Source organism: Streptomyces sp. C1-1 (assembly GCF_050214755.1).
GTDB lineage: Bacteria > Actinomycetota > Actinomycetes > Streptomycetales > Streptomycetaceae > Streptomyces.
This window is the reverse complement of sequence record NZ_CP189826.1, coordinates 7098469-7115638: the sequence shown is the minus strand read 5'-3', so window position 1 is coordinate 7115638 and position 17170 is coordinate 7098469. Positions and strand designations below refer to the sequence as shown.

Annotated in this window: 17 protein-coding genes; 9 read left to right on the top strand and 8 right to left on the bottom strand. The window is 71.9% G+C overall.

Going from position 1 to position 17170, the window contains the following annotated elements; genetic code table 11:
- Positions 1-3 precede the first annotated feature (3 nt).
- Together efeU and ACQF4J_RS32290 are read left to right on the top strand one after the other, a co-directional pair.
- The gene (gene efeU, locus ACQF4J_RS32295) at positions 4-876 is read left to right on the top strand and encodes an iron uptake transporter permease EfeU (protein ID WP_427167446.1); all 873 of its coding nucleotides are present in this window, start codon (positions 4-6) and stop codon (positions 874-876) included.
- Positions 836-1828 (top strand): hypothetical protein, encoded by a 993-nt coding sequence (locus tag ACQF4J_RS32290; RefSeq protein WP_427167445.1) that lies wholly within the window; start codon positions 836-838, stop codon positions 1826-1828. The genes efeU and ACQF4J_RS32290 overlap by 41 nt, the downstream gene beginning before the upstream one ends.
- A gap of 15 nt (positions 1829-1843) precedes the next feature.
- Here the strand turns inward: ACQF4J_RS32290 and ACQF4J_RS32285 are convergent, their stop codons facing one another.
- The 5 genes from ACQF4J_RS32285 to ACQF4J_RS32265 all read right to left on the bottom strand — a co-directional run bounded on the left by ACQF4J_RS32285 (position 1844) and on the right by ACQF4J_RS32265 (position 6861).
- Positions 1844-2578 (bottom strand): bifunctional DNA primase/polymerase, encoded by a 735-nt coding sequence (locus ACQF4J_RS32285; protein ID WP_351572449.1) that lies wholly within the window; start codon positions 2576-2578, stop codon positions 1844-1846.
- Positions 2579-2700: 122 nt separating this feature from the next.
- Positions 2701-3315 carry a TetR/AcrR family transcriptional regulator gene (locus ACQF4J_RS32280; RefSeq protein ID WP_351572446.1) on the bottom strand — a complete coding sequence of 205 codons (615 nt, stop codon included), beginning with the start codon at positions 3313-3315 and terminating at the stop codon, positions 2701-2703.
- A gap of 24 nt (positions 3316-3339) precedes the next feature.
- Complete coding sequence (locus ACQF4J_RS32275; protein WP_351572443.1) at positions 3340-4335, bottom strand: small ribosomal subunit Rsm22 family protein; 996 nt, start codon at positions 4333-4335, stop codon at positions 3340-3342.
- 76 nt (positions 4336-4411) lie between these two features.
- The gene (locus ACQF4J_RS32270) at positions 4412-5611 is read right to left on the bottom strand and encodes a serine hydrolase domain-containing protein (RefSeq protein ID WP_351572440.1); all 1200 of its coding nucleotides are present in this window, start codon (positions 5609-5611) and stop codon (positions 4412-4414) included.
- Positions 5563-6861 (bottom strand): multidrug effflux MFS transporter, encoded by a 1299-nt coding sequence (locus tag ACQF4J_RS32265; protein WP_427167444.1) that lies wholly within the window; start codon positions 6859-6861, stop codon positions 5563-5565. Before ACQF4J_RS32265 ends, ACQF4J_RS32270 begins: the two co-directional genes overlap by 49 nt.
- An 82-nt stretch (positions 6862-6943) precedes the next feature.
- Between ACQF4J_RS32265 and ACQF4J_RS32260 the strand changes: the two genes are divergently transcribed.
- Positions 6944-7990, top strand: coding sequence for a Gfo/Idh/MocA family protein (locus ACQF4J_RS32260; RefSeq protein ID WP_351572434.1), 1047 nt, complete (start codon positions 6944-6946; stop codon positions 7988-7990).
- A gap of 275 nt (positions 7991-8265) precedes the next feature.
- Positions 8266-9024, top strand: a complete 759-nt coding sequence (locus ACQF4J_RS32255; protein WP_351572431.1) for an SDR family oxidoreductase — start codon at positions 8266-8268, stop codon at positions 9022-9024.
- A gap of 281 nt (positions 9025-9305) precedes the next feature.
- Here the strand turns inward: ACQF4J_RS32255 and ACQF4J_RS32250 are convergent, their stop codons facing one another.
- Positions 9306-10442 carry a D-alanyl-D-alanine carboxypeptidase family protein gene (locus ACQF4J_RS32250; protein ID WP_351572428.1) on the bottom strand — a complete coding sequence of 379 codons (1137 nt, stop codon included), beginning with the start codon at positions 10440-10442 and terminating at the stop codon, positions 9306-9308.
- Between the two features lie 232 nt (positions 10443-10674).
- Here ACQF4J_RS32250 and ACQF4J_RS32245 point away from each other — a divergent pair, with 232 nt between their 5' ends.
- The gene (locus tag ACQF4J_RS32245) at positions 10675-12147 is read left to right on the top strand and encodes an ABC transporter permease (protein ID WP_427167443.1); all 1473 of its coding nucleotides are present in this window, start codon (positions 10675-10677) and stop codon (positions 12145-12147) included.
- An 84-nt stretch (positions 12148-12231) separates the two neighbouring features.
- On the top strand, positions 12232-12948 hold the full coding sequence (locus ACQF4J_RS32240; protein ID WP_427167442.1) for an ABC transporter ATP-binding protein: 717 nt from the start codon (positions 12232-12234) through the stop codon (positions 12946-12948).
- Between the two features lie 28 nt (positions 12949-12976).
- On the opposite strand, the gene ACQF4J_RS32235 is transcribed toward ACQF4J_RS32240, so the two are convergent.
- Both ACQF4J_RS32235 and ACQF4J_RS32230 read right to left on the bottom strand, forming a co-directional pair.
- Positions 12977-13957, bottom strand: a complete 981-nt coding sequence (locus ACQF4J_RS32235; RefSeq protein ID WP_351572421.1) for an aldo/keto reductase — start codon at positions 13955-13957, stop codon at positions 12977-12979.
- 57 nt (positions 13958-14014) lie between these two features.
- Positions 14015-14341 carry a nuclear transport factor 2 family protein gene (locus ACQF4J_RS32230; protein WP_351572418.1) on the bottom strand — a complete coding sequence of 109 codons (327 nt, stop codon included), beginning with the start codon at positions 14339-14341 and terminating at the stop codon, positions 14015-14017.
- A 152-nt stretch (positions 14342-14493) separates the two neighbouring features.
- Here ACQF4J_RS32230 and ACQF4J_RS32225 point away from each other — a divergent pair, with 152 nt between their 5' ends.
- The 3 genes from ACQF4J_RS32225 to ACQF4J_RS32215 are packed head-to-tail and all read left to right on the top strand — an operon-like array spanning position 14494 to position 17130.
- Complete coding sequence (locus ACQF4J_RS32225) at positions 14494-15060, top strand: DoxX family protein (RefSeq protein WP_427167441.1); 567 nt, start codon at positions 14494-14496, stop codon at positions 15058-15060.
- Positions 15061-15097: 37 nt separating this feature from the next.
- Positions 15098-15463 (top strand): MazG-like family protein, encoded by a 366-nt coding sequence (locus tag ACQF4J_RS32220; RefSeq protein ID WP_351572412.1) that lies wholly within the window; start codon positions 15098-15100, stop codon positions 15461-15463.
- A gap of 53 nt (positions 15464-15516) precedes the next feature.
- On the top strand, positions 15517-17130 hold the full coding sequence (locus ACQF4J_RS32215; RefSeq protein WP_427167440.1) for an AMP-binding protein: 1614 nt from the start codon (positions 15517-15519) through the stop codon (positions 17128-17130).
- The last annotated feature ends 40 nt before the right edge of the window (positions 17131-17170 follow it).

The window sequence follows — 17170 nt, the reverse complement described above, 5'->3', positions numbered from 1 at the left end:
CCCGTGTTCTCCAACTACCTGATCGGCCTGCGCGAGGGCCTGGAAGCCAGCCTCGTCGTCTGCATCCTGATCGCCTACCTGGTCAAGACCGGGCGCCGGGACGCCATCCGGCCCATCTGGATCGGCATCTCCATCGCCGTCCTGATCGCGATGGGCTTCGGCTGCGTCCTGGAGTTCGGCTCCCAGGAGCTGACGTTCCAGGCGCAGGAGGGCCTCGGCGGCACCCTGTCGGTCGTCGCGGTCGGCCTGGTGACGTGGATGGTCTTCTGGATGCGCCGAACGGCCCGGCACCTGAAGTCCGAACTGCACGGCAAGCTGGACGCGGCCCTCGCGATGGGCACGGGCGCGCTGGTCGCCACCGCGTTCCTCGCCGTCGGCCGCGAGGGCCTGGAGACCGCCCTGTTCGTGTGGGCGTCCGTCCACGCGGCCAGCGACGGCACCCCGCGCCCCCTGATCGGCGTGGCCCTGGGCCTGGCGACGGCCGTCCTGCTGGGCTGGCTGTTCTACCGCGGCGCCCTGAAGATCAACCTGGCCAAGTTCTTCACCTGGACCGGCGGCATGCTGGTGGTGGTCGCGGCGGGCGTGCTCGCGTACGGCTTCCACGACCTGCAGGAGGCCGACATCATCCCCGGTCTGACGCACCTGGCCTTCGACATCTCCAGCACCATCCCGCCGGACAGCTGGTACGGCACGCTGCTGAAGGGCGTGTTCAACTTCCAGCCCGACCCGACGGTGCTTCAGGTCACGGTGTGGCTGCTGTACTTGATCCCGACGCTCGCGCTGTTCTTCGCCCCGGTAGGGTTCGCCTCCGGGAAGGGGAAGGTGAAGGATCGCGATGAGCAGGGATCGCAGCCGTCTGAGGCGTCCAAGGCTTGACCGACGCGTACTGATAGCGGCCTCGTTGACCGCTTTGTCGTTGACGGCGAGCGGTTGCGTGGTGGTGCACGGGGAGCGCGAGGTGCTCCCCTCCGCCACCCGGGCCGAGGCCGCCAAGGCACTGACGGCGTTCACGACCGCGTACAACAAGGCGGACAAGGCGTACGACAGTTCGCTCGACGCCGACCATGTGACCGGCGCTCTCGGCGACATCGACGCGGCCAGGCTGAAGGCCGGCCACACGACCGCCCCGGGCGGCAATCCGGCGTACTCGCCGCTGAAGCTGACCGACGCGACGTTCACGATCCCGAAGAAGGCCGGCTGGCCGCGCTGGTTCGTGGCAGAGGCACGGGGCAACAAGGGCGGCAGTCTGCGCTGGCTGCTGGTGTTCACCCGCGACGGACTGGGCCGGCCGTGGCAGGTGGCGTATCTGACGCTGGTCAAGCCCGGTACGCTGCCGCGGATCAAGACCGACGGGGACGGCCGGGCCGAGGCCGTGCCCGCGAACTCCACCGGGCTGGCCGTCGCGCCCGAGGCCCTGAGCAAGGACTACGCGACCTACCTCAAGCGCGGCGGCAAGACCTTCGCCGACGGCCCGCACACCAGCGAGTGGCGGACGGCCCGCGCCAAGAACGCCAAGAAGCCGGGCCTGGCCACACAGTTCATCGACCAGCCGCTGAGCGACGGCGACTACGCCCCGCTCGCGCTGCGCACCGAGGACGGCGGCGCTCTGGTGTTCTTCGCCCACCGCCGCTTCCAGAAGATGACCGCGGCCCCGAACTCCTCGATCCCCGCACAGAACGCGGCCGTGCGGGCGCTGACGACGGGCGAGGTCAAGCAGTCCCTCACCATGCAGTTCATGTCGAACGAGGTGGCCCTGGTTCCGGCCGGCGACGGCCAGGTCACCATCCTGTCCCGGCTGGAGGGCATGACCTCGGCCGAGGGCAGCTAGGGCCCGTCGGTCCCGTCAGCGGCGCAGGGGCCAGGCCGCGCCCGTGTGGTCGGCCTCCTCGCCGGCGTGGCGGGCGCCGGCGTCGGTGAGGACCTCGAGCAGGCTCAGCGGGTCGGGCAGGGGGTGCTCCGGGCCGCGCACCCAGTGCACGCTCTGGTCGCCGGGGAGCCGGGCGGGCGGCACCAGGACGTAGGAGCCGCGGCAGTGCCAGCGCAGGCCGGGGTGCTCGTCCATGGTCTCGGGGTGGCAGTCCAGCTCGCAGGGCCACCACTCGTCCTCGTCCTCGGGGGTGCCGCGGGTGAGGGTGAAGAAGAGCATGCGGCCGTCGTCGCTCTCGGCGACCGGCCCGACCTCGATCCCGGCGCCGAGCAGCCGCTCCAGCGCCTCCCGGCCCGCCTCCACGGGGACGTCGAGGACGTCGTGGACCATGCCGGTGGCGGTGATGAAGTTGGCCTGGGGCTGGTGCCGGGCCCAGCGTTCGATCTGCGCGCGGTCGGTGGTGGACTGCGTCTGCCAGGCGAAGGACACCGGGTGCCGGGCCGGGGTGGGACAGCCCACGCGGTCGCAGGAGCAGCGGTAGTCGGCCGCGGGGTGGGCGGCGGGCGCGAGCGGCAGGCCCGCTTCGGCGGCGGCCAGCAGCAGGGCCTCCCGGCCGCGGTCCTCCGCGGCGGCCTCCTTCGGGCGGCGTCCGCGCAGCCACTGGGAGAGTTTGCCCTGCAGGCCGGTCCGGCCGCCTACGTCCCCGCTCATCTATCCCCTCGCCTCGCCGTCGTGCGATTCAGCATGCCCTATGGTCCCACCATCTGGCGCATCGGGGGTCGGGAGCCGTGAATCGGGGCAGGCGGGACGAGCGGGACGAGGCGACCACCGGGTCAGCGCGGCGCGAGGCCGTGCAGGGCGTAGTCGACGAGGGTGTCGGTGTAGTCGTAGGAGATCGGGCCCGTGTGCTGCAGCCAGCGCTGGGCCAGGGGTGAGACGAACAGTTCGAGGGCGATGCGCGGGTCGATCTCCGGGCGCACCTGGCCCGCCTCCTGGGCGGCGCGCAGCCGGTCGACGTACAGCTGGAGGCTGGGCTCGAGGAGCTTGGCGACGAACTCCCGGCCGACCTGCTCGTTGACCAGGCCCTCGGCGGCCAGTGCCCGGGACGGCACCTCGAACCGGGGGTCCGTGAGCTGGTCGACGGTGGCCCGCAGCACGGCCTTGAGGTCGGCGGCGAGGTCACCGGTGTCCGGGATGACGTACGGCTCCCCGCCGGCCTCGCGCGCCGCCTGCGCGCTGAGGTCGAGGAACGCTTCCAGCAGGACGTCCGCCTTCGACCCCCACCACCGGTAGATCGTCTGCTTGCCGACACCGGCCCGTGCGGCGATGGCCTCGATGGTCGTCCTGGGGTAGCCGACCTCGCCGACCAGTGCGAGGGCGGCGTCGTGGATCGCGCGACGGGAGCTCTCGCTGCGGCGGGTGGCGTCCGGGGCCGGCTTCTTGACCATGGGTCGACGGTATCGGCTCGGCGCCTACGGCCGTGCCGCGCGCGGCGGCCAGGAGTCGCCCCAGTCGGCGTCCCGCGCGGCCTTGTACAGGTCGCCGTGCCGCTTGGTGACGGTCGTGCGGCGCAGCCGTTCCTCGGTCTCGCACAGGTCGAGCAGGACCTGGCCCTTGCGGATCTGCGGGCGGCGCACGACGCGGGAGGGGGCGGGGGCGACGGGGAAGCGGGCGGCGGCGACGTAGCTGAACTTCTCGTCCTCGTACGCCAGCGATCCGCCCTTGACCTGGCGGTGCAGGGAGGAGCGGCTGACCCGGGCCGAGAAGTGGCACCAGTCCTCGCCGGGGACGATCGGGCAGGCGGCGCTGTGCGGGCAGGGGGCGGCGACCTGGAAGCCGGCGGCGATCAGCCGGCCGCGGGCCTCGATGACGCGGGCGTAGCCGGCGGGTGTGCCGGCCTCGACGATCACGACGGCCTGGGCGGCGGAGGCGGCGGCGTCGACGAGGGCGGCGCGGTCGGCCTCGGTCAGCTCGTTGAGGACGTAGGAGACCGTGACGAGATCAGTGCTCTCGACGGTGAGCGCCGCTCCGATCCGAGAGCGCTGCCACCTGGCGTCGCGCAGGTCGGGGTTGGCCGCGGCGAGTTCCCTGCCGAGGGCGAGGGCGGGTTCGGCCCAGTCGAGGACGGTGACGCCGCGTCCGCCGGGCCAGATGTCGGTGACGGCCCAGGTGGCGGCGCCGGTCCCGCCGCCGAGGTCCACGTGGCTGCCGGGCTCCCAGTCGGGCACGGCCGCGGCGAACGCGGCGAGCGCCGACCGCACGGCCTCGAAGGTGGCCGGCATCCGGTAGGCGGCGTAGGCGGCGACGTCGGCCCGGTCGCGGAGGATGGGGGCGTCGGTGGGGGTGGCGCCCCGGTAGTTGGCGATCAGCCGCTCGACGGCCTGCGCGGCCTGCTTGGGCGGCAGACCGTCGAGCAGGTCGGCGAGGGTGCCGCGGAGGGTCTCGGCCGGGGATGCGGGGGCGTTCACCGGGAGATTCTAAGGCGTCCCCTCCCGACGCCGTTCGGGCATCTCAGCCCGTCCGGCTTGTGAGGACGAGGCCCGTTCAGGGCCGGCGGGGTTCTGGGGGCAGCGCCCCCAGGACGGCCCGCGCCACCCGCGTCCCCGCAGCCGCCCGCGGCCCGCTGTCCCCCGGCCGCCTCCTCGGGTGCACCGCGTTCCCCAGCAGCACCACGAACGTGTCCGTAGCCGGATCCAGCACCAGCGACGTCCCCGTGAACCCGGTGTGGCCCGCCGCCCCCCGCCCCGCCAACTCCCCCATGAACCACGGCTGGTCCACCGCGAACCCCAGCCCGGGAGGTTTCAGCAGCAGCTCCACGAAGTCCGGTCCGAGGATGCGCGCGGGCCCGTACGACCCTCCGGCGAGCAGGGTCCGGCAGAAGACCGCCAGGTCCCTTCCCGTGGAGAACAGCCCGGCGTGTCCGGCGACCCCGCCCAGCGCCCACGCGTTCTCGTCGTGGACGACACCCCGCAGCATTCCCCGGTCCGCCTTGGCCCACGGCCGCCGCTGGTCCTCGGTGGCGGCCGCGCCGGGGCAGGGCCCGAAGTCGGTCGCGGTCATGCCGAGGGGGCGGGTGATGCCCTCGTGGATCAGGACGTCGAGGGTCCGGCCGGTGAGGCGCTCCAGGAGGTACTGCAGGAGCAGCATGTTGAGGTCGGAGTAGGTGTAGGCGCCGGGCACCCCGACGGGAGCCTCGGCGCGCAGCATCGCCATCCGTTCGGCGTCGTCGGCACAGTCGTACAGGGGGAGTTCGGGCCGCAGCCCGGACGTGTGCGTCAGCAGTTCCCGCACGGTGATCCCGTGCCGGGCCGCCGCCCGGAACTCCGGCAGGTACGCGCCGACCCGCGCGTCGATGCCGAGGGTGCCGCGCTCGATCTGCTGCACGGCGGCGACGGAGGTGAACAGCTTGGTGAGGGAGGCCAGGTCGAAGGGGGTACCGACGGTCATCGGCACCCGGTCCCGCTTCGGCAGTTCGATACCGGTGTCGGTGTCCGGGTCGTAGGCGGAGTACCGCACGGCCCAGCCCGCCGCCTCCTCGACGGCGATCACCGGTCCGCGCCCGGCGACCACCACGACCCCGGCGGCCCAGGGGTGCTCCCCGGTGGTGAGGTCGTGGACCTCCCGGACGAGGCGACGCAGTTCCCCGGGGTCGAGTCCGGCCCGTTCGGGGGTGTCGGCCCGCAGTCTCGGCGCGCTCAGTTCTCTGCTCCCTCTGCCGTCGCACGTCTGTTCCAGGGACGGCACATTCCCATGAAGCAGGCCAGTGCCACCAGTGCGGCCGCCAGTTGGACGACGGCCATCGGGACGGCGGTGTGCTCGCCGGCGATGCCGACCAGCGGGGAGGCGACCGCGCCGATGAGGAAGGAGGACGTGCCGAGCAGCGCGGACGCGGACCCGGCGGAGTGCCTGGTGCGCATCAGCGCGAGGGCCTGGGCGTTGGGAAGGGTGACGCCCATGGCCGACATGAGCACGAACAGCGCGGCGGCGACCGGCACGAGTCCCGTCTCGCCGAAGACGCCCGCCGACATGAGCAGGAGGGCGGTGGCGGCCGCGATGACGACCGCGAGGCCGACCCCGAGCACCTTCTCCAGGCTCACCCGTCCCACCAGCACCTTGCCGTTGATCTGGCCGACCGCGACCAGCCCGACGGAGTTCAGGCCGAACAGCAGGCTGAAGGTCTGCGGGGAGGCGCCGTAGATCTCCTGGATCACGAACGGAGAGGCCGAGATGTAGGCGAACAGCGCCGCGAAGGCGAAGCCGCCGGCCAGCATGAACCCGCTGAACGGCAGGTCCGCCAGCAGCCGTCGCATGGAGTGCAGCGCCTCGCCCACTCCCCCGCCGTGCCGCTCCGGGCCCGGCAGGGTCTCGGGCAGCTTCGCCCACACCAGCCCGCCCAGCAGCAGCCCGACGACGGTGAGGACGACGAACACGCCCCGCCAGTCCGTCACCCGCAGGAGCTGCCCGCCGATCAGCGGCGCCACGATCGGCGCGACCCCGGAGACCAGCATCAGGGTGGAGAAGAAGCGGGCCATGGCCACGCCGTCGTACAGGTCGCGTACGACGGCCCGGGCGATGACGATCCCGGCCGCGCCGGCCAGGCCCTGCGCCAGCCGGAAGGCGACCAGGGCCCCGACGGTCGGCGCCAGGGCGCACAGGGCGGTGGCGAGGACGTACACGGCGAGGCCGGTCAGCAGCGGCCGCCTGCGCCCCCACTTGTCGCTCATCGGGCCGACCACGAGCTGCCCGAGCGCCATGCCGAGCAGGCAGGCGGTGAGGGTGAGCTGGACGGTGGCGGCGGGGGCGTGCAGGGAGCGGGTGACCTCGGGCAGGGAGGGGAGGTACATGTCCATCGCCAGCGGGGGCGTGGCGGTGAGGCCGCCCAGGACGAGGACGACGAGCAGGCCGGTGCGGCGCGCCTCGGCACCGGCGGCCGGTTCCGTCTCCGGTCCGGCCGCCCGCTGTATGGGGGATGTCGGTACGCCCTGCTCGGGCATGGGCCCCTCCCTTTCCGATTGCTCCGGCACCTATGCTCTCAGCTCGTACACAGTGCCGGACGTCACTTGAGCGAGGGTGGGCATGACCGCGGAAAACGTGCGGTGGGGGATTCTGGCGACCGGCGGGATCGCCGCCGCGTTCGCGGCGGACCTGGTGGACCTGCCGGACGCGGAGGTCGTCGCGGTGGCCTCGCGGTCGCAGGCGTCGGCGGACGCGTTCGCGGAACGGTTCGGGATCGGGAGGGCCTACGGCGAGTGGGGCGCGCTCGCCGAGGACACGGACATCGATGTCGTGTACGTCGCCACCCCGCACTCGGCGCACCGTGCGGCCGCCGGCCTGTGCCTGGAGGCCGGACGGAACGTGCTGTGCGAGAAGGCGTTCACCCTGAACGCGCGCGAGGCGGAGGAACTGGTCGCGCTGGCGCGGGGGCGCGGGAGCTTCCTGATGGAAGCGATGTGGATGTACTGCAATCCGCTGGTGCGGCGGCTGAAGGCGCTGGTCGACGACGGCGCCGTCGGCGAGGTGCGCCATGTGCAGGCGGACTTCGGGCTGGCCGGGCCCTTCCCTCCCGCGCACCGGCTGCGCGACCCGCTGCAGGGCGGCGGTTCGCTGCTGGATCTCGGGGTGTATCCGGTGTCGTTCGCGCACCTGCTGCTCGGTGAGCCGTCGGACGTCACGGCGAGAGCGGTGCTCTCGGAGGAGGGCGTCGATCTCCAGACGGGAGCACTGCTCTCCTGGGAGAGCGGCGCTCTTGCTTCGGTGCACTGCTCCATCGTCGGCGGTACGGCGACCTCGGCGTCGATCACCGGCTCGCAGGGCCGTATCGACATCCCGCACGGCTTCTTCTTCCCGGACCGCTTCGTGCTGCACCGGGACGGCCGCGACCCCGAGGACTTCGCCGCCGACCCGGCCGACGGCCCGCGCAACAGCCTCCGGCACGAGGCCGCGGAGGTCATGCGGGCCCTGCGCGCCGGCGAGACCGAGTCGCCGCTCGTCCCGCTCGACGGCACGCTCGCGGTGATGCGGACGCTGGACGCGATCCGGGAGCGGATCGGCGTCCGCTACCCCGGCGAGGACCCGGCACCGGAAGGCCCCCTCGACCCGGTGGCGGCCGTCACGCCGGCTTGAGCCCCTGGCTGCCCACCTCCGTCACGAAGGAGGCGGCCGTGGAGATCGGCACGCCGGTCGTGGTCATGCGCGGCGGCCGAGCTGCCGGGCGGCGGCGCGGAGCTCCGGTGTGTGCCACCGCGAACGGCGTGTGGTGATGGTCATCCAGTCCTCCCGTCACAGTTGAGGGAGCGGGTCCGCGGGAGTCCGACGCCGACCCACCTTGTCGGGTGCACAACACCCGGATGGCGGACGCGGCGGTCCCGCATGCCGGACGCTCGCCTACGCTGCCGGGCATGACTGAGACGGAATCGAGGACCGCGGTGGTGACCGGTGCCGGGTCGGGGATCGGCCGGGCGGTCGCGGTGGAACTGCTGCGGGCGGGCTGGTCCGTGGCGCTGGCGGGGCGGCGGCCGGAGACGCTTCAGCGGACGGCGGAGCTGGTGCCCGGGGGCGCCTGCGTCGCCGTACGCACGGACGTCTCGCGGCCGGAGGAGGTCGAGGCGCTGTTCGCGGCCGCCGTGGAGCGGTTCGGGCGGGTGGATCTGCTGTTCAACAACGCGGGGACGTTCGGGCCGGGCGGTGTGCCGGTGGAGGAGCTGTCGTACGACGCGTGGCGGCATGTGGTGGACACCAACCTCAACGGGGCGTTCCTGTGCGCGCAGGCGGCGTTCCGGCAGATGAAGGAGCAGCGGCCGCAGGGTGGACGGATCATCAACAACGGGTCCATCTCCGCGCACACGCCCCGGCCGCTGTCGGTGGCCTACACGGCGACCAAGCACGCCCTGACCGGCCTGACCAAGTCGCTGTCCCTGGACGGGCGGCCGTATCGCATCGCCGTCGGGCAGATCGACATCGGCAACGCGGCCACCGACATGACGCAACGGATGCAGGCGGGGGTGGTGCAGGCGAACGGTTCCGTGGCGCCCGAGCCGGTGATGGACGTCGCCGATGTGGCGCGCACCGTGCGGCACATGGCGGAGCTGCCGCTGGAGGCGAACGTGCAGTTCGCGACGGTGTTGGCGACCACGATGCCGTACATCGGGCGCGGCTGAGCGCGTTCCTGGCGCACGGAAGAACCGTCAACTCGTCAACTTGCACAAACGGAATTGAAGCGTCCGGACCATTGCGACCGGTCGTGGATCTATGCTCAAATCTCCTACACAAGAGCTTCACACTTGGAGCAGTGAGGTTCCGTAGGCGCAGGCTGCTCGCACGCCTCGCAAGGCCAAACCGAGGGGGGAGTCGGCAGTCGTTCCGCCGCACCGGGTGGGGGTGGATCCCGCGTGGGACCGCGGGTTACGCACCGGTGCGCGGAACGGCTGCCGCACGCATCTCAACCGGCGTGCTCGCCCTCGTTCTTGCGCCGCCTGCGCAGCGCCCACGCCCCACCGGCCAGCAGCGCGGCCGTGCCGCCCGCACCTTCCAGCAGCCGCCAGCCCGAGGGCGAGCCGGAGCCCGCGCCCGGAGCGCCGGCCGCCGCCCGCACCGTCTTGTGGCTCGGCGTCGCCCGTGCCCCGCCCTCGCTCAGCGGCTCGACCAGTCTGCCCACCGCTTCCACTGAACTGCTCTTCTTGAAGCCCCAGTCGAGCAGCGCGGCCGTCTCCTCGTAGACCGCGTTGTAGCCGCTGGTGGGGTGCATCACCGTCACCAGCAGGGTACGGCCGCCGCGGGTCGCGGCACCGGTGAAGGTGTTGCCGGCATGGCTGGTGTAGCCGTTCTTGACGCCGATCAGCCCGTCGTACGTCTTCACGCCCCACGCGCCCGTCAGCAGGCGGTCGGTGTTCTGGATCTGGAAGGTCTTCTTGCCGCCGGCCGGGAAGTCCGCGGTCCTGGTGTGGCAGTAGGCGCGGAAGTCGGGGTTCTTCAGGCCGTGCCGGGCGAAGAGGGTGAGGTCGTAGGCGGAGGAGAGCTGGCCCTTGTGGTCGAAGCCGTCGGGGCTGACGACATGGGTGTCGAGGGCCTGCAGGTCCTCGGCCCTGGCCTGCATTTCGGCGACGGTCTTCGCTATGCCGCCGTTCATGTGGGAGAGCACGTGCACGGCGTCGTTGCCGGAGCGCAGGAAGACGCCCTGCCACAACTGCTCGACGGTGTAGGTGATCCCGGGCTTGATACCGACCAGGCTGGATCCGGACGGGACGTCGGCGAGGTCCGCGTCGGTCACCTTGTAGCGCTCGGCGCGGTCGAACTTCTTCAGGACCGTGTCGGCGAACAGCATCTTCAGCGTGGAGGCGGGAGCGAGCCGCTTGTGCGCGTCGCGGGAGGCGAGGACCTCTCCGGTGTCGCCGTCGGCCACGAGCCAGGCGGCGGCGGTGAGCTTCTTCGGCAGACCCGTGCCCTGGACTCCGGGGCGGGCGAGACGCGCCCCGCCGACGACGGTCGCGGCATGTGCGGGGGTCGCCGCGGCAAGCGGGAACGCGGTGGCGGCCAAGCCGAGAACGGCACGCCGGGAGAGCGGAGAGGAACCATGCATCCGGGGACCGTACTGCATCCTTCTGAGGGGCAATCCCCGGACCCCCGGCCACTCAACTGGGCTTTCCTGGCAGCAGCCTCTCTCCTGCTCAGGAATCACCTGTCTGACGAAAATTTGAAGTCATACCCCGTTTTCTCAGCTGCGACACATCCTTTACTCAGTCCGGCTCAAAGGTTTCTCCCTAGCTTGTGGCAGCGCCCACAGCGGGCGCCAAGAACCTTCGAGGAACGGGATGTTTGGCATCTATCTCAAGCGCGAACTGGGCCGCAGAAAGAAGGCGGCCCTGGTCATCGCACTGGGTCTGGCGCTCGGTATCGCGCTGGTCATCACCGTCGACTCGGTGTCGGCCGGTATGACGCAGGCACAGGACAAGGTCCTCAAATCGCTCTACGGCCTCGGCACGGACATGACCGTGACCAAGGCGCAGTCGGCCCCCAAGGCGGGCAGCTCGCAGGGCCCGGACTTCAAGTTCGACGCGAAGTCGAGCAGCAGCAACAAGCAGAGTTCGGACCGCGTCATGACCCAGGGCGGTCAGGCCCTGTCGTCCTCCCTCGTCACCAAGGTGGGCGCCCAGAAGGGCGTGGCGAGCGCGGTCGGCGCGCTCACGCTGAACGTCACCAAGGTCGACGGCTCCTTCACCCAGGGCAAGGCCAAGTCCTCCACGTCGTCCTCCTCGGGCTCCCAGCAGCAGGGCGGACCGGGCGGCGGCACGAGCAGCGGCGGCGGTCAGCCACAGGTCCAGGGCGGCGGCGCGAACTTCAGCGTCAACTCCTACTCCGTGGCCGGCATCGACGTCACGAACCAGGATCTGGGCCCGCTGGCCACCTCCAAGATCACCTCGGGCAGGACCTTCACCTCCGCGCAGACCAACGCGAAGGTCGCCGTGGTCGGCAAGTCCTACGCCAAGACCAAGAAGTACAAGGTCGGTTCGACCTTCAAGATCTCCGGCACCAAGTTCACCGTCATCGGTATCGCGACGCCCGACAGCAGCGAGTCGACCACCGACGTGTTCGTCCCGCTCAAGCGGGCGCAGACGCTGGGCGACGCGAAGAACAAGGTCACCACGATCTACGTCAAGGCGACCGACTCCCAGCAGATCTCGGCCGTGAAGAAGGCCATCCAGTCCAACATCTCCGGTACGACGGTCACCACCTCCGCCGACCTGGCGTCCACCGTCTCCGGCTCCCTGTCCACCGCCTCCGACCTGGCCACCAGCGTCGGCAAGTGGCTGTCGATCGCGGTGCTGGCCGCGGCCTTCCTGGTGGCGGCGCTGTTGACCTCCTCCGCCGTCTCCCGCCGGGTGCGTGAGTTCGGCACCCTGAAGGCGCTGGGCTGGCCGAGCCGCAAGGTGACCCGGCAGGTCGTCGGCGAGTCCATGGTCAACGGTCTGATCGGCGGCGCTCTCGGTATCGCGCTCGGCCTCGCCGCCGCCTACGCGGTCACCGCGATCAGCCCGAAGCTGACCGCGCAGCTCGGCAGCACCGGCGGCGGTGGCGGCATGGGCGGCCCCGGTGGCCCCGGCGGCGGCCCGGGTCAGCAGTCGGCCTCCAGCTCCATGGAGATCGCCCTGTCCGCCCCGGTCTCCCTGACCACCATCGCGCTCGCGGTGGGTCTCGCGGTCACCGGCGGCCTGATCGCCGGCGCGATGGGCGGCTGGCGTGCCTCCCGTATGCGTCCGGCGGACGCCCTGCGCAGCGTCTCGTAACAGCCCCGCCCCCGAACCGGGCGCCGCCTCCGTACATCCCCCGGGAGGCGGCGCCCCACCCCATACCTTCCTGTGGAGAACTCCATGTACAGACTCACCGGCGTCACCAAGCGCTACACGCGGGGCAAGGAGACGGTGGAGGCGCTGCGCGGCGTAGACCTCACCATCGCCGACGGCGACCAGCTCGTCATCCAGGGCCCCACCGGCGGCGGCAAGTCCACGCTGCTGCAGATGATCGGCGCCCTGGACCGGCCGACCGAGGGCAGTGTCGAGCTGGACGGCGTCGACCTGGCCCGCATCAGCGAGACCAAGCTGACCCGGGTGCGCGCCGAGAACATCGGCATCATCTTCCAGTCGTTCAACCTCATCCCGACGCTGACCGCGCAGGAGAACGTCGAGACGGCGCTGGTGCCGCTGGGCGTGAAGCCCGCCGAGCGCCGGGAGCGCGCCGCCGAGGCGCTGCACTCGGTCGGTCTCGGCGAGCGCCTGGGCCATGCCCCGTCGGAGATGTCCGGCGGCCAGCAGCAGCGCGTCGCCATCGCCCGCGCGCTGGTGAAGAAGCCGAAGGTGCTGCTGGCCGACGAGCCCACCGGCAACCTCGACGAGGGCACCCGGGACGACATCATGGCCCTGCTGGAGGGGCTGTGGCGCGAGCACGGGCTGACGTTCGTCATGGTCACCCACGACTCCTCCATCGCCCGCCGCGCCCCGCGCCTGGCCACCATCAAGGCGGGGCAGCTGACACTGACGGAGCAACAGCCGTACGGCGTGGGGGCGTACGACGGTCAGGTCGCCCGCTGACCCTGTCCGGCGGGCCCGTCGGGGCCGCTCACCTCCCCAGGATCCGGTCGATCTCGGCCAACTGCCCTGCGGTGAGCGGCCCCTTGGCGATGGCGCCGGCGTTCTGCTCGGCCTGGGCGACCGAGCGGAAGCCGGGAATGGGGACCGTGCGGGGGCTGCGGGCCCAGATCCAGCCGAGGGCGCCCTGGGCTAGCGTACGGCCGTCGCTGGTGAGGATCTCCCTGATCGCGTCGACGCGGGAGAGCCAGTCGGACGCGGCTCCTGAGCCCTCCTCGAAGCCCGGCAGCCAGGCCGGCGGCCTGCTGCGGATGTCGCCCGCCTGCAGCTCGCCCTGGCGCCTGCCCGCCAGCAACCCCATCGCCAGGGGGCTGCGGTTGATGCTCGCCAGGCCCGACTCCTCGCACAGGGCGAGCATGCCGGGGGCGTCCTGGAACACGTTCAGCGCGTGCTGTACGGCGGCGCAGTGGTCGCCTTCGGCGAAGACGGCGGCGCGGGCGGGGTCGTCGGTGCTCCAGGCGTAGGCGCGGATCAGGCCCTCCCGCACCAACTCCTCGCAGGCGGCGCGGAGTCGGGCGCCCTGTTCGGGGTGGGCGTCGGAGATGTGGAGCTGGTACAGGTCCACATAGTCGGTGCCGAGGCGGGCGAGCGAGGCGGTGAGCGCCTCGCGGACGTACTCCGGCGAGACGTCCGCGCCTTTCAGAGTGCGGGTGGTCTCGTCGAAGAGGTTGCCCCACTTGGTGGCGAGAACCACGTCCCCGCGCCGCTTGCCGAGTGCCCGGCCCAGCACGCGCTCACTGTGCCCGGTGCCGTACACGTCGGCCGTGTCGAAGAAGGTCACGCCGAGGTCGAGGGCACGGTGGATCGCCCGTACGGACTCCTCGTCGTCGACCTTTCCCCAGCCGAGAGGCCGGCCGCCCAGGTCGGACCACTCACCGCCGATCGCCCAGCAGCCGAAGCCGAGGGCGCTGACCTCGATCCCGCCGCGTCCCAAAGTCCTGTTGGTCTCCATGGACACAGACGCTAGGAGTTGGAGTGCACACCAGGGCAAGCCCTTTCACCGGAGGTGTCACGCCTGCCCGGTCTCGAACCGGGCGATCCTGCCGTCGTCGGTGACGTCGAAACTCCAGCGGGTGCGCATCTCGCCCCAGGTGTCGTTGCGGTAGTGGGCGACGAGCGCCCGACCGCCCCGGGACTCGTTGTCGACGTCCAGATGACCGTGGGAGGAGAAGATCTCCCGGTCGATCCAGTCGCCGAGGTCGCGGTCGGAGCCGTCGTCCGACATGGTCGCGTCGTCGGTCAGCAGGGCCATGAACGCGTCGCGGTCGTGGGCGTTGACAGCGGTGACGAAGGCGCGCACGACCGGGTCGCTGAGTTTGGCCGGTTGAATCGTCATGGCAGCCAGACTCACACCGCTCTCCTGCCGCCGCCACCCGAACGGCGGCGCGCGGAAGTCCGCCGGGTGTCGGCGATGCGACGGTGGATACGCGGAGGGGACTGTCCTGTGTCTGCTGCCGTTGTCCGTTCCTGTCCTTCCCGGGAGTCATCGTGACTGCTTTCGACCGACGTGATGTGGGCCTGCTGCTGCTCCGGCTGGGGGCCGGAGGTGTGCTGGCGGCGCACGGCGCGCAGAAACTGCTGGGCTGGTTCGGCGGCCACGGCATCGAGGGGACCGGCCAGTTCATGGAGTCCGTCGGCTATGCCCCGGGCAGGGCGAGCGCGACGGCGGCGGGCCTGGCGGAGGCGGGCGGCGGCACGCTGCTGGCGCTGGGCCTGGCGACGCCCGCGGCCGGTGCGGCGGCGGCCGGCGCGATGGCCGGTGCGGCCGCCGTACACGCCCCGAACGGCTTCTTCAACCAGGAGGGCGGCTACGAGTACGCGGCCACCCTGGGCCTGGCCGCCACCGGCCTCGCGGTCACCGGCCCCGGCCGGCTCTCCCTCGACCACGCCCTCGGTCACGTCCTGGACCGCGGCTGGATGGTCCCGGCGGCGCTCGGTGCGACGGCCGCGGTCACGGCGATGGTCGTGGGCGCGCGGAACCGCAGGCTGAAGAAGCCGGAGCGGGAGGAGGCGGCGGCGGGGTTCGACGCACAGGAGTCGCTGTCCGGGGAGTGACCTCTCCCTTCGGCGGACGGGTGACAGGGTGGGTCCCATGACCGATCAGCACTCCCCTTCCGCATCCTGTACCTCCTCCCCCGACGTCTGGTCCTCCGTCGACGCCCTGTGGACCTGGCTGGACGGCGACCGCCCGCACGGCGGCACGGAGGGGCTCCTCCTGCGCGTCCTCAAGCTCTCCGAGGAGGTCGGCGAGGTCGCTCAGGCGGTGATCGGCGTGACCGGCCAGAACCCCCGCAAGGGCGTGACCCACACCTGGGAGGACGTCCAGGGCGAGCTGTGCGACGTGGTGATCACGGCACTGGTGGCCCTGCGCACGCTCACCCCGGACACCCGTGAGGTGTTCACCAGGCACCTGGAGAAGGTCACGGCACGCTCCCTCGAACCGTCCGCGCCGGAGTGACGAGGCGTCAAAAGGGCTGTCTTCGGCGCGGCTTCCCGCCGGATACTGACGCCATGGTGACGACGTCGTACCGGCAGGGCGCATCCGACGAGGAACTGCTCGACGAGACCGTCGGGGCGCTGCTGCGCCGGGCGGCCGGGTCGGCACCGGACACGGTCGCCCTGGTCGAGGGCGTCCCGGAGCCCGCCGAACGGCGCCGGTGGACGTACGCCGCACTGCTCGACGAGGCCGAACGCGCCGCACGGGCCCTGCTGGGCCGGTTCTCGCCCGGCGAGCGGGTGGCGGTGTGGGCGAACAACATCCCGGAGTGGGTGATCCTCGAACTCGCCGCGGCCCTCGCGGACATCACGCTGGTCACGGTCAACCCGGCGCTGAAAGCCGCTGAGTTGCGGCACGTGCTGGGCCACTCCCGCGCGAGCGGTGTCTTCCTGCGCCGGGAGTTCCGCGGGAACCCGATGGCGGGAACCCTGGACGAGATCCGCGCCGACCTGCCCGACCTGCGCACGAGCGTGCTGTTCGAGGACTGGGGGAAGTTCTGCGCCGAGGGCTCCCCCGGCGTGGCGCTGCCCGAGGTCGCGGCCTCGTCGCCGGCCCAGATCCAGTACACCTCGGGTACGACCGGTGTGCCCAAGGGCGTGGTCCTGCATCACCGGGGCATCACCAACAACGCCCGCCTGGCCTACGTCCGTACCTTCGGTCTGCGGCCCGGCGAGGCCGCGCTCAACCCGATGCCGCTGTTCCACACCGCGGGCTGCGTGCTGGCCACCCTCTCGGCGATCGCCGGCCTCGGCACGCAGGTGCTGCCGCCATACTTCGACCCGGGGCTGATGCTGGAACTCACCGCGTCCGAACGCCCAATCATGACCGGCGGTGTGCCGACCATGCTCCTCGCCATGCTGGAGCACCCGGCGTTCCCCGACACCGACCTCTCCTCGCTGCGGTACGTGCTGTCCGGCGGCGCCACCGTCCCGCCCGAGCTGGTCCGCCGGGCTGAGCAGGCCTTCGGCGTGCCGATGGCGGTCGTCTACGCCCAGACCGAGGCCTCCCCGGGCATCACCATCACCCGCCTCGACGACACCCCGTACGACCGCGCCCACACCGTCGGCAGGCCGCTGCCGCGGACCGAGGTGAAGATCGTGGACGCGTCGGGCGCGGTCGTGCCGGCCGGCGTCACCGGCGAGCTGTGCACCCGCGGCTACCACGTCATGACCGGCTATCTGGACGCCCCGGACCACACGGCCGCCGCCGTGGACGCAGACGGCTGGCTGCACACCGGCGACCTCGCCTCGATGGACGACCGCGGGTACTGCCGCATCGAGGGCCGGCTCAAGGACATGATCATCCGAGGTGGCGAGAACATCTACCCGCGCGAGATCGAACAGGTCCTCGCCGCTCATCCCGAGGTGGCCGAGATCGCCGTCGTCGGGCTGCCGGACCCGGTCTGGGGCGAGCGGGTCGCCGCCTTCGTCCGCCGCTCCCCGGGGGGCCGGGTGAGCGAGAAGGAACTCTTCGACCACGTCCGCGCCCAGCTGGCGCCCCACAAGACGCCCCGCACCTGGGTGTTCGTCGACAGCTTCCCGCTGACGGGCTCGGGCAAGATCCGCAAGACCGCGCTGCGGGAGGAGTACGTCGCGGGGCGGCTGACGGAGTCGACCGGGGGCGAGTGACGGGGTGGTGATCCCCTCTGACGGGGGTTTGCGCAGCTGA

Excerpts from the sequence above, each read along its gene's own strand:
- ACQF4J_RS32245 (WP_427167443.1), top strand. The coding sequence starts at position 10,675 with ATGTTTGGCATCTATCTCAAGCGCGAACTGGGCCGCAGAAAGAAGGCG.
- ACQF4J_RS32260 (WP_351572434.1), top strand. The coding sequence starts at position 6,944 with ATGACCGCGGAAAACGTGCGGTGGGGGATTCTGGCGACCGGCGGGATC.
- ACQF4J_RS32255 (WP_351572431.1), top strand. The coding sequence starts at position 8,266 with ATGACTGAGACGGAATCGAGGACCGCGGTGGTGACCGGTGCCGGGTCG.
- ACQF4J_RS32285 (WP_351572449.1), bottom strand. The coding sequence starts at position 2,578 with ATGAGCGGGGACGTAGGCGGCCGGACCGGCCTGCAGGGCAAACTCTCC.
- ACQF4J_RS32215 (WP_427167440.1), top strand. The coding sequence starts at position 15,517 with ATGGTGACGACGTCGTACCGGCAGGGCGCATCCGACGAGGAACTGCTC.
- ACQF4J_RS32280 (WP_351572446.1), bottom strand. The coding sequence starts at position 3,315 with ATGGTCAAGAAGCCGGCCCCGGACGCCACCCGCCGCAGCGAGAGCTCC.
- ACQF4J_RS32290 (WP_427167445.1), top strand. The coding sequence starts at position 836 with ATGAGCAGGGATCGCAGCCGTCTGAGGCGTCCAAGGCTTGACCGACGC.
- ACQF4J_RS32240 (WP_427167442.1), top strand. The coding sequence starts at position 12,232 with ATGTACAGACTCACCGGCGTCACCAAGCGCTACACGCGGGGCAAGGAG.
- ACQF4J_RS32235 (WP_351572421.1), bottom strand. The coding sequence starts at position 13,957 with ATGGAGACCAACAGGACTTTGGGACGCGGCGGGATCGAGGTCAGCGCC.
- ACQF4J_RS32250 (WP_351572428.1), bottom strand. The coding sequence starts at position 10,442 with ATGCATGGTTCCTCTCCGCTCTCCCGGCGTGCCGTTCTCGGCTTGGCC.
- ACQF4J_RS32230 (WP_351572418.1), bottom strand. The coding sequence starts at position 14,341 with ATGACGATTCAACCGGCCAAACTCAGCGACCCGGTCGTGCGCGCCTTC.
- ACQF4J_RS32265 (WP_427167444.1), bottom strand. The coding sequence starts at position 6,861 with ATGCCCGAGCAGGGCGTACCGACATCCCCCATACAGCGGGCGGCCGGA.
- ACQF4J_RS32220 (WP_351572412.1), top strand. The coding sequence starts at position 15,098 with ATGACCGATCAGCACTCCCCTTCCGCATCCTGTACCTCCTCCCCCGAC.